At 54.4% G+C, this 14,533-nt stretch carries 14 protein-coding genes; all 14 read left to right on the plus strand.

Annotated elements, in window-relative coordinates; all coding sequences use genetic code 11:
* A partial coding sequence (tssC, locus tag EDF81_RS00005; protein WP_123345122.1) for a type VI secretion system contractile sheath large subunit occupies nucleotides 1–1,206 on the plus strand: 1,206 nt, incomplete at its 5' end.
* Nucleotides 1,207–1,215: 9 nt separating this feature from the next.
* The gene (tssK, locus tag EDF81_RS00010; RefSeq protein WP_184999476.1) at nucleotides 1,216–2,559 is read left to right on the plus strand and encodes a type VI secretion system baseplate subunit TssK; all 1,344 of its coding nucleotides are present in this window, start codon (nucleotides 1,216–1,218) and stop codon (nucleotides 2,557–2,559) included.
* A complete protein-coding gene (gene tssL / locus EDF81_RS00015; RefSeq protein WP_123345126.1) occupies nucleotides 2,556–3,245 on the plus strand; it encodes a type VI secretion system protein TssL, short form in 690 nt (229 codons plus the stop codon). The genes tssK and tssL overlap by 4 nt, the downstream gene beginning before the upstream one ends.
* Nucleotides 3,242–4,957 carry an OmpA family protein gene (locus EDF81_RS00020; RefSeq protein WP_123345128.1) on the plus strand — a complete coding sequence of 572 codons (1,716 nt, stop codon included), beginning with the start codon at nucleotides 3,242–3,244 and terminating at the stop codon, nucleotides 4,955–4,957. The genes tssL and EDF81_RS00020 overlap by 4 nt, the downstream gene beginning before the upstream one ends.
* A gap of 5 nt (nucleotides 4,958–4,962) precedes the next feature.
* Nucleotides 4,963–5,454: a type VI secretion system effector Hcp gene (gene hcp / locus EDF81_RS00025; protein WP_123345130.1), complete on the plus strand. Its 492-nt coding sequence runs from the start codon at nucleotides 4,963–4,965 to the stop codon at nucleotides 5,452–5,454.
* A gap of 178 nt (nucleotides 5,455–5,632) precedes the next feature.
* The gene (locus EDF81_RS00030) at nucleotides 5,633–8,005 is read left to right on the plus strand and encodes a type VI secretion system Vgr family protein (RefSeq protein ID WP_123345131.1); all 2,373 of its coding nucleotides are present in this window, start codon (nucleotides 5,633–5,635) and stop codon (nucleotides 8,003–8,005) included.
* A 16-nt stretch (nucleotides 8,006–8,021) separates the two neighbouring features.
* Nucleotides 8,022–8,792: a DUF4123 domain-containing protein gene (locus EDF81_RS00035; RefSeq protein ID WP_260232617.1), complete on the plus strand. Its 771-nt coding sequence runs from the start codon at nucleotides 8,022–8,024 to the stop codon at nucleotides 8,790–8,792.
* Nucleotides 8,793–8,951: 159 nt separating this feature from the next.
* Nucleotides 8,952–11,564 (plus strand): DUF2235 domain-containing protein, encoded by a 2,613-nt coding sequence (locus EDF81_RS00040; protein WP_123345133.1) that lies wholly within the window; start codon nucleotides 8,952–8,954, stop codon nucleotides 11,562–11,564.
* Between the two features lie 84 nt (nucleotides 11,565–11,648).
* Nucleotides 11,649–12,185, plus strand: coding sequence for a DUF3304 domain-containing protein (locus EDF81_RS00045; protein WP_260232618.1), 537 nt, complete (start codon nucleotides 11,649–11,651; stop codon nucleotides 12,183–12,185).
* A gap of 62 nt (nucleotides 12,186–12,247) precedes the next feature.
* Nucleotides 12,248–12,766 carry a DUF3304 domain-containing protein gene (locus tag EDF81_RS00050; RefSeq protein ID WP_123345135.1) on the plus strand — a complete coding sequence of 173 codons (519 nt, stop codon included), beginning with the start codon at nucleotides 12,248–12,250 and terminating at the stop codon, nucleotides 12,764–12,766.
* 63 nt (nucleotides 12,767–12,829) lie between these two features.
* Nucleotides 12,830–13,348 carry a DUF3304 domain-containing protein gene (locus tag EDF81_RS00055; protein WP_123345137.1) on the plus strand — a complete coding sequence of 173 codons (519 nt, stop codon included), beginning with the start codon at nucleotides 12,830–12,832 and terminating at the stop codon, nucleotides 13,346–13,348.
* Between the two features lie 63 nt (nucleotides 13,349–13,411).
* A complete protein-coding gene (locus EDF81_RS00060; protein ID WP_123345138.1) occupies nucleotides 13,412–13,951 on the plus strand; it encodes a DUF3304 domain-containing protein in 540 nt (179 codons plus the stop codon).
* Between the two features lie 58 nt (nucleotides 13,952–14,009).
* Nucleotides 14,010–14,369, plus strand: coding sequence for a DUF3304 domain-containing protein (locus tag EDF81_RS00065; protein WP_260232619.1), 360 nt, complete (start codon nucleotides 14,010–14,012; stop codon nucleotides 14,367–14,369).
* Nucleotides 14,370–14,371: 2 nt separating this feature from the next.
* The gene (locus EDF81_RS24165; protein WP_260232677.1) at nucleotides 14,372–14,527 is read left to right on the plus strand and encodes a DUF3304 domain-containing protein; all 156 of its coding nucleotides are present in this window, start codon (nucleotides 14,372–14,374) and stop codon (nucleotides 14,525–14,527) included.
* The last annotated feature ends 6 nt before the right edge of the window (nucleotides 14,528–14,533 follow it).

Genomic DNA, 14,533 nt, shown 5'->3' on the forward strand with positions numbered 1-14,533 from the left:
GCCGTGGAGTCCCTGTGGCGGGGCGCGAAGTCGCTGGTGGATAAAACCGATTTCCGCCAGAACGTCAGAATCGAGCTGCTGGATCTGTCAAAAGACGATCTGCGTCAGGATTTTGAGGATGCCCCGGAAGTTATCCAGAGCGGCCTCTATCTGCAGACCTACGTGGCGGAATACGACACCCCCGGCGGGGAGCCGATTGGGGCGCTGATTTCCGCCTACGAATTTGACGCCTCGGCGCAGGATGTGGCCCTGCTGCGCACGATTTCCAAAGTCTCGGCGGCGGCGCATATGCCGTTTATCGGCTCCGCCGGTCCGGCGTTCTTCCTGAAAGAGAGCATGGAAGAAGTGGCGGCCATCAAGGATATCGGCAACTACTTCGACCGCGCGGAATACATCAAGTGGAAATCCTTCCGCGACACGGACGATTCCCGCTATATCGGTCTGGTGATGCCGCGGGTGCTCGGACGTCTGCCCTATGGTCCGGATACGGTGCCGGTCCGCAGCTTTAACTATCTTGAAGAGGTTAAGGGGCCGGATCACGACAAATACCTGTGGGCCAACGCCTCGTTCGCCTTCGCGGCGAATATGGTGCGCAGCTTTATCAACAACGGCTGGTGCGTGCAGATCCGCGGTCCGCAGGCGGGTGGCGCGGTGCAGGATCTGCCGATCCATCTGTACGATCTGGGTACCGGCAATCAGGTAAAAATCCCGTCAGAGGTGATGATCCCGGAAACCCGCGAGTTTGAGTTTGCCAACCTCGGCTTTATCCCGCTGTCGTACTACAAAAACCGGGACTACGCCTGCTTCTTCTCGGCGAACTCGACCCAGAAACCGGCGCTGTACGACACCGCGGATGCGACGGCGAACAGCCGTATCAACGCCCGGCTGCCGTATATCTTCCTGCTGTCGCGCATTGCTCACTACCTGAAGCTTATCCAGCGAGAAAATATCGGCACCACCAAAGACCGGCGTCTGCTGGAGCTGGAGCTGAACACCTGGGTGCGGGGTCTGGTGACGGAGATGACGGATCCGGGGGATGAACTGCAGGCATCTCACCCGCTGCGGGATGCGAAAGTGGTGGTGGAGGACATTGAGGACAATCCGGGCTTCTTCCGGGTGAAACTCTATGCGGTGCCGCATTTCCAGGTCGAAGGGATGGACGTCAACCTGTCTCTGGTTTCTCAGATGCCGAAGGCGAAAGCATAAGGCAGGACGCTGATGAAAACGGAACAACCGTTGTGGGGCAGGGGGATCATGGTCTCGCCCCAGCATTTTCAGCAGCAGGCCGCTTATGCGGCCTGGTCCGCTGAATGTATTGCTCAAAGAGGGCTTAACCATCCCTGGGGGGTGATTGAGTCTACGTTTGAACCGGAGGCGCTGAAACTTGGCCGTCTGCAGGCCCGTCGGTTGCTTATTCGGTTTCAGGATGGGGTGCTGATTGATACCGATAATGCCGACGCACTGCCTCCGGTATTGTCGCTGGACGGCAACGCACAGGATGCTGTCGTTGTGCTGGCACTGCCGCTGATGCGCGCGAACGGTGGTAACTGCCTGAAGCCGGACGAGGTCGCCGAACGGCCGGTGCGCTATCGTCAGCGCTGGCACGATGTTCGCAATCAGTTTGGCGACGATACCCGCCAGATTGCCGTGATGCAGCCCGAACTGACCCTGCGTTTTGCGCATCAGGACAACAGCGATTACCTGACGTGTCCGCTGGCGCACCTTCAGCAGGATTCACAGGGTACCTGGACTCTCAATGACGCGTATCTGCCGCCGATACTCACCCTCCAGAGCAGCCGCTGGCTAATGACGCAGCTGGAATTGCTTATGGTCCAGCTGCGGGCCCGTCTGACTCGTCTGATGGCGATGCGCCGTGAAAGCAACGAACGCATGGCCGACTTCGCGGTGGCGGATGTCTCTCTGTTCTGGCTGCTCAATGCACTGAATAGCGCAGAGCCGGTGCTCGGGCAGTTTCAACGCTCTGCGCAGAGTGCGCCAGAGCGCCTCTATCCGGAGCTGGCGCGTCTGGCCGGTAGCCTGCTGACCTTTTCACTCGACCACCAGGTGAGTGCCATTCCGCCCTATCAGCATCAGCAGCTCAATGCGGTATTTCCGCCGCTGTTTGACCTGCTGAGTGATTTGCTGGAAGCCAGTCTGCCGTCGCGGGTGGTATTCATTGAGCTGACCCATGACAAACGGCTGCGGCAGTGGCAGGCCCGGTTAGAGGATCCGCGCCTGCGCGAAGGGGCCGACTATTATCTCTCCGTGCGTTCACCCATCCCGGTGGCGCAGCTCCAGGAGCAGTTCCCGCAGCAGTGTCGCGTGGGCAGCCCGGATTTCGTCACGAGTCTGGTGAATGCCTCCCGTCAGGGGATCCCTCTCAAAGCGCTGCGTCATGTCCCGGCCGCCATTCCGCTGCGTCTGGAAAATCAGTACTTCTCCCTCGACCTGTCGCACCCGGCGGCAAAAGAGATGCTGGAAAGCGGCAGCTGCATGTTCTACACCCCCGGCATGCTCGGCGAGCCTGAACTTGAACTTTATGCGGTACTGAGAACATGAGCGAACGTAAACGCGGTATGACCGCGCCCATTGATATCGATGCGTTGCTACAGGATACCTGGCTACAGGTGATTAGCCTGCGTCACGGGCCTAAATTTAACGAAGGGGAGGGAAGGACGCTGTGGGAACGCTGCCTGGCGGACGTCGAACGCGTGCAGCAGGCGCTGAGAGAGGCTGAGCTGGATGCGGCAAGCTGCCGGCATATTCTTACCGCCCAGTGTGCGTTGCTGGATGAGGTCGTAAAAGGTCGGGGCGTGCAGGATGACGCCTGCGTTCAGTGGTATGACATCCCTCTGCAGGGGCATTTTCTCGGCACTATGGAAGCCGGGGATACCCTCTGCGACCGAATGCGCGATGTCCTGCGTGAACCCGCACCGGAGCCGGTGGTACTGACCTGCTTTCAGCGGGTGATGCTGCTGGGTTTTCTCGGAAGCTTTCGCACGCTGGATGACCCGGAGCGGCAAAGGCTGGTCAACGCTCTCGGGGAGCTGGTCGCGCCTTTTAACGGCCCGCCGGAGCGCCCCGTTCTGGCGGAAAGCCAGGCGCGCAGTCGTCTCGGCGGCTGGCTCTCCTGGTGGCCAACTCGTCTCGGTCTGAGCGTGTTGTTTCTCGCCTTACTCTGGTGGGGGCTTAATCACTGGCTGGATCGGTCGCTGGCAATTCTGTTGCCCGGGACGGTGACATGAATCCTGTGCAACGGCGTCTGCTGGCCTTGTGGGCCGCGCTGTTGAGCGGCGTGGTCTGTCTGGGATTTCTGCCCCTGTCGCGTTTTACGGCGGCGCTGCTGTTGCTTGCTGTCTGGGGCGTGATTGCTGTGGTCTGGTATATCGTCCGTCGTCGGACTGAGCATGGCGCAACCCTCAGCCTGGATAATCTGCCTGAGGCCACCTGGCGTCAGCCGGTGGTCATGGTCTGCGGCGATCTGCCTCAGGCGTGGCCTGAATCGTCACCGGTTATCGTGGCCGCCCACGGATGCTGGATCCGCATCGAAGCGGGGCAGGATGTGCAGGATGTCGCCCAACAGGTGCTCTGGCAGCGGCCGGACTGGGGGCGACAGCTGGCGGTGATGATTAACGTCTGTCCGCAGCAACAGGGCGATACGAAAGGGCTTTCCCGCCGTCTGCTGGCCCTGCGCTGGCAAATCAGCCAGCTGCGCCGGGAAACCGGTCATTCGGTACCGCTGGTGCTGAACGGCCAGGTCGGTAGTGCCATGATGGACGCGATGCTCTGGCAGGTTGCTGCTCCTGGCGGCGGTATCAGCGTCTGGCAGGCATCCTCGGCCCCGCGTTCTGTTGCGGCCTGGGTCGCCAGCGGTGGCGCAGAGGCAATGCAGCAGCAGGTGCTGATGAACAGCCTGATGGACTGGTTCCACCAGCACGTCGAAAGGGTGTTTACCGGGGAAAATCCGGACGTCCCGCGGGTCATGCCGGGCCTCGTCCTCTGGGGCATGGGGCCGTCGATGGATCGCAGCCTGACGGCATCGGCCTGGAACGCCTGGTTGACCGAACGCACCGGCCTACGGGACGTGGCGGGCTGGCAGGCGATCGGTTCATCGGCTACTGAAACCTCGCTGTTCCCTGACTATATCCTGCCGCTGTTGCCGGAAGGCCGTGGGCTGACGCCTCGCCAGCGGATGTGGCGAGGTGGGCTGATGGCGTTCACTCTCGCAGCCACCGTCGCGCTGATCAGCAGCGGCTGGAACAACCGACAGCTCCTGCAGCGGCTGAGTTTTGACATTCAGCACTATGACCGAATCCCGATGGATGACCACGGGCCGAAAAAGGCTGCCGTCGGGGTGCTGCGCCAGGATGCGGCCGGGCTTGATGCCTGGGCGCGTAACGGAGAACCGTTACGCATGGGGCTTGGGCTCTATCAGGGAGCACGCCTGCGTATGCCCGTGCTGGATGCGATTCGCACTTACGTGCCGCCGCCCCCACCCCCACCTCCGCCTGAGAAGTCCAGCCCGCCGGTGCCGAAAATTGTTCGCCTCGACAGCATGTCGCTGTTTGACTCCGGCAAATCGGTGCTTAAAACCGGTTCCACCAAAATGCTGGTCAACTCCCTGGTGGGGATTAAAGCCCGTCCCGGCTGGCTCATTGTGGTCGCCGGACATACGGATAACACCGGTAATCCGCCGCTCAATCAGACCCTCTCCCTGAAACGTGCCGAAGCGGTGCGCGACTGGATGCGCGATACCGGCGACGTGCCGGAAAGCTGTTTTGCCGTACAGGGCTATGGCGAAGGCCGCCCGATTGCAACCAACGATACGCCGGAAGGGCGGGCGCTTAACCGGCGAGTCGAAATCAGCCTGGTGCCGCAGGCAGACGCCTGTCTGACACCGGGCATTCCCCACGCGTTATCGCAGGATGATGACGTGACTCACCACAACATGGAGTAATTACGATGGCAATTCCCGTTTATCTTTGGCTTAAGGACGACGGCGGTGCGGACATCAAAGGATCGGTGGACGTTCAGGACCGTGAAGGCAGTATCGAAGTGGTCGCACAGGAACATAAGCTCTACATCCCGACCGACAACAACACCGGCAAACTGACCGGCACCCGTATCCACACCCCGTTCCTGATTACCAAGGAGACTGACTCCTCCAGCCCCTATCTCTACAAGGCCGTTACCACCGGGCAGACCCTGAAGTCCGCGGAGTTTAAATGGTACTGCATTAACGATGCGGGTCAGGAAGTGGAGTACTTCAACACCAAACTCGAGAACGTGAAGGTGGTGAAAGTGAATCCGGTGATGCACGACATCAAGGATCCCGCTTACGAGAAGCATAACCACCTTGAGCAGATCGAACTGCGCTACGAAAAAATCACCTGGACCTACAAAGACGGCAACATCATTCATTCCGATTCCTGGAATGAGCGCGCAACCGCCTAAACCTCAGACGGGCAGAGCGTCTCTGCCCGTCTTTTTTTGCTGAGCGTCTGCCAGAACGGGCGCTGAGTAAAGACGTCACCATCGAAGAAATCTGACCTGATGCGCTTTGGGTCCCTTACTTAAAGGAACAGCGAGGGGCGGTAGCGTGTCTGAAGGTCCCGGACAGAAGGAGAGACTTATGAGTGCCGATCCGATCACCCGCTTTAGTCACAGCCACCATCTGCTGACGGTCAAAGCCTGCGAGGCAGAGCTGGATGTGCTGGCCTTTGAGGGGAAAGAAGCCCTGAGCCAGCCGTTCAGCTATCGCATTGAATTTACCAGCCCGGACCACGCGATTGCCCGGGAGACGATGCTGATGAAAAAAGCCTCCCTGACGCTGCAGGCCCCGGTAGATAAGGGCTTCGGGATTAAAATACAGCAGCCGGTCCGGGTGGTTCAGGGCGTGGTCACCGGGTTTGAACGCCTCGGCACCTCCAGGGATGAGACCCACTACGCCCTGACGCTCCAGCCACGGCTGGCGCTGCTTGACCGCTCGCACCAGAACGCTATCTATCAGGATATGTCCGTCCCGCAGATTGTGGAAAAAATCCTCCGCGAGCGGCACGCCATGCGCGGGCAGGACTTTCTGTTCTCGCTGACCCGGGAGTATCCACGACGGGAGCAGGTGATGCAGTACGGCGAGGACGACCTGCACTTTATCACCCGTCTGCTGGGAGAGGTGGGGATCTGGTTCCGCTTCACCACCGATACCCGGCTGAAGATCGACGTGGTGGAGTTTTACGACGCCCGCCAGGGGTACGAGAAAGGGCTGGTCCTGCCGTCGGTCCCGCCGTCCGGTCAGCACGCCGCCGGGATGGATTCGGTCTGGGCGATGGAGAGCCACCACCGGGTGGTGGAAAAAGAGGTCAGCACCCGGGACTACAACTACCGTGAGGCGATGGAGGACATGACCACCCGGGTGGATGCGACCCGGGGCGACGCCACCACCTACGGCGAGGCGTATCACTATGCGGACAACTACCTGACGCCGGGCAGTCTCTACGACCGCAACCCGTCCCCGGAGTCGGGAGCGTTTTATGCCCGCATCCGGCATGAACGTTATCTGAACGGCCAGACGCAGCTGTCAGGCACCACCAGCAGCCCGATGCTCTCCCCGGGGCGGACGCTGAAGGTCACCGGCGGGTATGAAGTGGCGGAGACCTTCAGCCAGGGCGTGGCGATCGTCGGGATGACCAGCCATGCGCGCCGCGACGAAGATTTCAGGGTTCACTTCAGCGCCATCCCCGACAGCGTGGATTACGGTTTTCGGCCGCAGCCCGGCCAGCGCCCGATCATGGCGGGAACGCTGCCCGCGCGGGTGACCAGCACCACCGAAAACGACACCTATGGTCATATCGACAGGGACGGCCGCTACCGGGTGAATATGCTGTTTGACCGTGAGACCTGGGACACGGGATACGAAAGCCTGTGGGTCCGCCAGTCCCGCCCGTACGCGGGCGACACCTACGGCCTGCATCTGCCCCTGCTGGCGGGCACCGAAGTGGCGATTGGTTTTGAAGACGGCAACCCGGACCGGCCCTATATCGCCGGGGTCCTCCACGACTCGGCCCATCCGGACCACGTCACCATCCGCAACTATAAACGTAACGTCCTGCGGACCCCGGCCAACAACAAAATCCGCCTCGACGACAGCCGGGGCCAGGAGCATATCAAGATCTCGACGGAGTATGGGGGCAAAAGCCAGCTCAGCCTCGGACATCTGGTGGATGCGGAGAAGAAGAAGCGGGGAGAGGGGTTTGAGCTGAGGACGGACAGTTGGGGGGCGATACGGGCGCTGAAGGGGCTGTTTATCTCTGCGGACGGCCAGGCGAAGGCACAGGGGCTGGTGCTGGAGATGGAGCCGGCCATTAACCTGATTAAAGGTGCCGTACAGCAGGTCACGGAATGGGGAGAGATCGCAGAGAGCCACCGTAACTTACAGCCTGATGCGCAAAGCTTACAGAGCTATCTGAAGGCGGCCGAGCGGCTTCAACAGCCCTCTATGCTGCTTACGGCACCCGATGGCGTGGGTATTGTTAGCCCAGAAACCGTCATGTTACAGGCAGGCAAAGCGCTCTATGCCCAAAGTATGGGTGAAGTTCATATTGCCGGTAGTCAACGGATTGCGCTTAATGCGAATCAGGCTATTTCTTTACTGTCACAAACTGAGGGGGTAAGGATTGTCTCGGGCAAAGGTCCCTTCGAACTGGAATCACACGCGGAAACGCTTTCTGCGACTGCATTAAAAGATTTAACTCTCCAGTCTACACAGGGACATTTGCAGTTGACGGCCAAAAATGGCATTACCCTGGCATGCGGTGGTGCCTATATTCGGTTATCTCCCAATGGTCAAATTGAAATACACGGACCAGGTTTATTAAACCTGAAAGGGAACCATGTTATGGAAGGGCCGACCAGTCAGGATTTCCCTTTGCCAGAATTACCGCAATCGATATGTAAAGAGTGTCTGCAAAAAGCGCAAAAAGCTGCTGCCGGGTTTGTGCCTCGCTAATCAATAAGGAAATGAGATGGATGACAACACCGAGGTTTCAATATCGAGATGGCTAACACAGATTGAACAGGTTTGTACCCGCCTGGGCATTTTTTCAGTCAATGTTATTGTTGATCAGGCGGGGGATATTCCCTCTTTGGTTCATGATTTAAAGCGTTTTAAACCTCCAGTCGACTGGGTTTCACTGCTGGAAAATGAACCAGAAAATGAATTCATTGATGATGCGCCGCTGTTCCTGCAGCTAAGGCTTGATATATGGCAGCATAAAGAGTGGCTATCTGCGTTGCTCAGGCAATATTACTCTCCTGCTCGAATACTGGTATTTCTATCTGCTAATAGCTTTAGTCTGCTTGCTAAACATCTGCAGGCATTAACCATTGCTGAGTGGGAAGGCCGAAAGGGGTTAATGCGTTTCTATGATACGCGAGTATTTCCAACGTTAATCGAGTCCGTGCTTACCGAACAACAGAAACATTATTTTTTAGCCGTCGCGCGGTTATGGACCTGGCGTAATCGCGATGGGCACGTCGTTTGGTTATCCGGTGAAAATGAGGGGTATGACTTCCGGGATACGGTGTTACTCGCAATAGATGATGCACAATATAACCAGTTAGGGATTATGAGTGATATAGATGAGTTTGTTGGTGAATATCAAACTAAATATCCAGAATTTACACCGCAGTTGTTATTCGAGCGATTATGGCAAGGGTCGCAGGAGACGGATGGAAGAACGGTGCTGGATAGTGAGAGTTTTTTTATCGAGTATTTATCCGGAATAGTAAAGTAATCGTGAAATTTTTCTTAAATCATTGGTGATAATCCCGTTAAGAGGAGTCGCTGAACTGTCCATGATTATCCTGTAATCAGAGCAAGGTCACCGCCTAATGCAGCTAATTAAGTCAGCGTATTCGATTAAAGAACGTTATAATATGGAGGAATCCGTAAAATGTCCCAGATGAAAATTTCCCCGGTATTGGCCCCCCCGTATTTTCCCGCAGAAGGGCGTTTACCCGATAGTTTTGACCAGGTGCAGGCTAATGCGAACTTACAAATCCGTGAAGAAAAAGAGTATAAACTGCGGCTAAATGCGCAAAATGGTCTGAACAACACGCCGCCCTGCTGTAAAAGCCTGCATATTAGTTTGTTTTTTGATGGCACCAATAATAATGAAAAGGCAAATACTGAGGCTGAGCCGCCTCATCCCAGCAATATTGCCAGGCTTTATCATGCGGCACTGGACGATATTGAGAGCGGATATTATCGCTACTATATGCCCGGGGTAGGAACGGCCTTCCCGGAGATCGGGGAGCTGGATTTTAGTAATGAGGGGTTAAAGTATGCCAAAGGAGGAGAGCCACGGATCAACTGGGCGCTGCTGCGTATTGTTGACAGCGTCAAACATACTTTAACGGGAGAACGCCTGGACGATAGCGAGGCGAAGAGGCTCGTCATTTCATTGGATAGAGACCCTTGGACGAAGATTCTTGCAGGCACGACAGATACAGCGGACACGACGAGTGCTTTAATAGACATGACTAAGCAGAGTGGGAAAGCGGAGCGACAGAAGATGTTTGGCGATCTGTTTGCCCCGCTACGCGTTAAAGCGAAAACCCACCAGCCTAAAATCCTCAAGATCAAACTGTTTATCTACGGTTTTTCGCGCGGTGCCGCTGAGGCCCGCGCCTTTGTTAACTGGTTAACAGAAATCCTCGATGCTGAACTGCTGAAAGAGAAAACATTGCAACCGACGTTATTGGGTTGGCCTATTGCTATCGAGTTTCTTGGGCTATGTGACACCGTTGCCTCAGTAGGAATTGCGCGCGTGGCGCCAGGTTTTCGGGGGCATATGGCCTGGGCCGATGATAACCTGGCCTTGCCGGACGAAGCCAGATACCCCAATTTTATCCGGCATTGTTACCATTTTGTCTCTGCCCATGAACAACGTCTGTGCTTCCCGCTTGATTCCGTGCGGCGCAAGGAAGGGAACTATCCGCTTGAGACCAGGGAAGTGATTTATCCGGGGGTTCACTCTGATGTGGGTGGGGGATATACCCGGGGTGAGCAGGGGAAGGGAGTCGAGGATGCGCTTATTCTTTCGCAGATTGTGCTGCATGACCTGTATGCCGCCGCTTTTGCAGTAGGGGCCCCTTTAAGTGTGCCGGAGCAGGTGATTCCACCCAATTTATTGTCGCGTAAACCTTCACGCAAAATGGAGGTTAAGGCAATGCGAGAATTCGATATCGAGCAACAGCTGATCGAACGTTTTAACATCTGGCGCACGACGTTACGGGCTGACCTGCCGCAAACCCAGGAGCCAGGCTACGAGCCGGTGTCACTCGACCAAACGCTGGAAAGCATGGTTGAACAGCAGATGGCATGGATGACCGCCTGGCGCATTGGTCGTTTTGCTAATGGCAGTTATCAGCAGCAACCTTTTTACCAGGCGGCCGAATGGAACAGCGGGGATGCTGGACCGGGCAAGCGTGAGGCCAGTGAGAATAAACGAAATGATGAACAGAAAAAGCGTGAGGATGCCCGCAGAACCGTTCCGGATACACCGGGAGTGCCGATTTTTGAACCGGCCCTTGATCAGCAGCAGCTACTACAGGGAGCCAATGAGTTCCGGGCCGACTATGAAAGTCTCCTGCCGTTTATGGTGGGTATGACTCGGGAAAATACCGGTGGTTTTCAGCAGATAGTACTTGAGGGAGGGCTGGGTAGACTGGCGTATATCTATGATCCTGACGATCAGGCCGCCGAATATAAAAAGATGAAAAAAGCGGGTGACTCGTTAACAGGTAAATTGTTTAAAGATAAGTATGGAACCGCGACTGACGATAAAAATTATGCGCAGATTTGCGCGCTCTATGATGATCATATCCATGATTCACGGGCATGGTTTATGCACTCTACCCTGGGCTTTCGCGAAATGTGGGCAGGATATTTTCGCTATCGTACCATTTATAGCGGAGATTATTCTAATAAGGGAGCGTCATTGTTAACAATAGAACGAAGAAGGGGCGAGGTTTTTGTTGGCGTAGCTATTTTTGCCGCTTATCAGGGAAATAAAGCCATTGCAGCAGTAGGGCAACCAGTGGGTGCATTCGTGAAAGAGGGAATGGAATTATCAGCGCAGGCGCGCCAGCTGGAGGCTGAAATTACCGCGGCCAGAAATCAGCAAATCCTGGAAGGGATAAAAAGCGGAGTGGGAACCATCAAAGAAGGCATTAAAAATAGCATGGAGTTGTCAGAGCAGGCGCGCCAGCTGGAGATTGAAATCACGGCTGCCCGTAATGAGAAGCTTCGTGAAATGGGAAGATCGCTTATCCGCGGAGTGGCCGGTATAACTCAATCGATGCCTCCGATGGAAACTTGCCAGGTTTCCGATACGGATGGTCGAGCGGTGTGTCTGGTACCGGCGTATGACTATATGGCTTATCCGATGTTTGATATGGCCCCGCTACGGGATATCTATAACCAGCATGTAGCAGAAAGTGATAAAAAACAGATGGATGACCTGGTAAACAGCCTGAATAATCCTGCCGAAGTCAGTCAGTAGCGCACAGCGATAAACGCCCCTACCTCTGCGTTCGTATTTTCCTGCAAAGGGCCGTCTCACCTTGAAAGGCAACGAGGAATCAAAATGGATCTTATCAACCTGTTTTCAGTAAAAAGGAGTTTTGCTCCTTGTTTTTTCGGTATGTTATTGCTGGCTGGATATAGTGAAGCCGAAACCTGGAGCGGGGGCGATCTTCGCGGTGTTAATCATACCTCTCAGCAAATACCGCGTTTTTCGGTTAATGGCAGCAGTGGGCCGAATATCGGTTCTTATGGCCAGGGAGGCGGATCCTGTTGCATCTCCCTGCCTGATAAATGGCGACCTGATTTAAAGGCGGACGTGGAGTGGGAGGTCAGTACAAATTCTGACCGGATGGCGTTTCCCGGCTATAAAGATCGGGTCAAATATAAAGCCTGGGAAAAGAACATCCTGGAAGGGATCGTTAAGCACCGCATGACCGTAGATATTCCTGACTATGGCGAAAAGAAGTGTGGACTGACCGTTCATTTCCTGGCCTGCAACCAGATTAAGGTCACCGCCTCCTGTTGGACGTATGGTGCCGCTGAATACCCAATTAAAGAGCCACGTGAGATGAAGGAGCCAGCAATATGTCCACAATAAATATCGTCCCGGAATTTTCCTGCTCAGGTAGCGTTTAACCGAAAAGATAACAGGGAATCAAAATGGACTTGATCAAGATAACCTTAGTGAAATTGCCTTTTATTATTTTGCTTTTTGGTACCTCAGTTCTGGCTGGATATGGTAAAGCCGAAACCTGGAGCGGGGGCGATCTTCGCGGTGTTAATCATACGAAACAGCAAATCTACCGTTTTAGTGTAAATGGGAATGGCGGACGTTTGAATGGTAACACCTGTTGTATTTCCCTGCCCAACCAATGGCGTCCGGGCTTGAAGGCGGACGTTGAATGGGAGGTCAGTACAAACGATGGTCTGGTAAAGTTTCCCGGCTATGCCGACTGGGATAAATATGAAGCCTGGGAAAAAAAAATCAAAGAAGGGATCGTTAAGCACCGTACGACCGTCGATATTCCTGACTATGGCGATAAGAAGTGTGGCCTTACCGTTCATTTTTTATCCTGCAATCGGATTAAGGTCACCGCTTCATGCTGGGCACTAAGCAGGCCTGAGTACCCCATTAAGGAACCCTATGATATGGAAGAGCCTGCAATTTGCCCCGAATAAATTTCAACTCGTAATCCTCCCCGCTCAGGTAGCGTTTAACCGACAAGATCACAGGGAATCAAAATGGACTTGATCAAGATAAAATTAGTGAAATTGCCTTTTATCATTTTGCTTTTTAGTACCTCAGTTCTGGCTGGATATGGTGAAGCCGAAACCTGGAGCGGGGGCGATCTTCGCGGTGTTAATCATACGAAACAGCAAATCTATCGTTTTAGTGTTAATGGGAATGGCGGAAGTTTGAATGGTAACACCTGCTGTATTTCCCTGCCCAACCAATGGTGCCCGGGCTTAAAGGCGGACGTTGAATGGGAGGTCAGTACAAATTCTAGCCGAGTGACGTTTCCTGGCTATAAAGATCGGGTGAAATATAAAGCCTGGGAAAAGAAAATACTGGAAGGGCTCGTTAAACACCGTACGACCGTAGATATTCCTGATTATGGTGATAAGAAGTGTGGCCTTACCGTTCATTTTTTATCCTGCAATCGGATTAAGGTCACCGCTTCATGCTGGGCACTAAGCAGGCCTGAGTACCCCATTAAGGAACCCTATGATATGGAAGAGCCTGCAATTTGCCCCGAATAAATTCCGATTCGTAATTCTCCCCGCTCAGGTAGCGTTTAACCGAAAAGAGAACAGGGAATCAAAATGGACTTGATCAAGATAAAATTAGTGAAATTGCCTTCTATTATTTTGTTTTTCGGTGCCTCATTTCTGGCTGGATATGGTAAAGCAGAAACCTGGAGCGGGGGCGATCTACGCGGTGTGAATCATACCTCTCAGCCAATACCGCGTTTCTCGGTCAATGGCCGCAGCGGCCCGAATATCGGTTCTTATGGTGAAGGAGGTGGATCCTGTTGCATCTCCCTGCCTGATAAATGGCGACCTGATTTGAGGGCGGACGTGGAGTGGGAGGTCAGTACAAATTATGACCGGATGGCGTTCCCCGGTTACGCTGACTGGGACAAATATGAAGCCTGGGAAAAGAACCTTCTGGAAGGGATCGTTAAGCACCGCACGACCGTAGATATCCCTGACTATGGCGATAAAAAGTGTGGTCTAACCGTCCATTTTTTACCCTGCAACCAGATTAAGGTTACTGCCTCCTGTTGGACGTATGGTGCCGCTGAATATCCGATTAAGGAACCACGCGAGATGGAGGAACCAGCAATATGTCCGCATAAATAGCGCCCCGATATTGTCCTCGCTCAGATAGCGTTCTACTTAAAGATAATAAGGAATCAAAATGGATTTGATCAAAATAACCTTATTTAAAAAACTTTCTGTTCTTTTACTGTTCGGTCCACTACTGCTGGCCGGGTGTGACGAACCTGAAAAATGGAGCGGGGGAGATCTTCGCGGTGTGAATCATACGAAACAGCAGATCAACCGTTTTAGTGTTAATGGGAATGGCGGGAGTTTGAATGGTAATTCTTGTTGCATTTCTCTGCCCAATAAATGGCGACCAGATTTAAAGGCTGAAGTGGAGTGGGAGGTCAGTACAAATTCTGGCCGGGTTGAATTTCCTGGCTATGCCGACTGGGATAAATATGAAGCCTGGGAAAAAAAATCAGGGAAGGGATCGTTAAGCACCGTACGACCGTAGATATCCCCGACTATGGCGATGAGAAATGTGGCCTGAACGTTCATTTTTTATCCTGCAATCGGATTAAGGTCACCGCTTCATGTTGGGCCCTAAGCAGACCTGAGTATCCAATTAAAGAGCCCTATGATATGGAGGAGCCAGCAATATGTCCAAAATAAATAGCG

The organism is Enterobacter sp. BIGb0383 (genome assembly GCF_003751845.1).
Taxonomy (GTDB): Bacteria; Pseudomonadota; Gammaproteobacteria; order Enterobacterales; family Enterobacteriaceae; genus BIGb0383.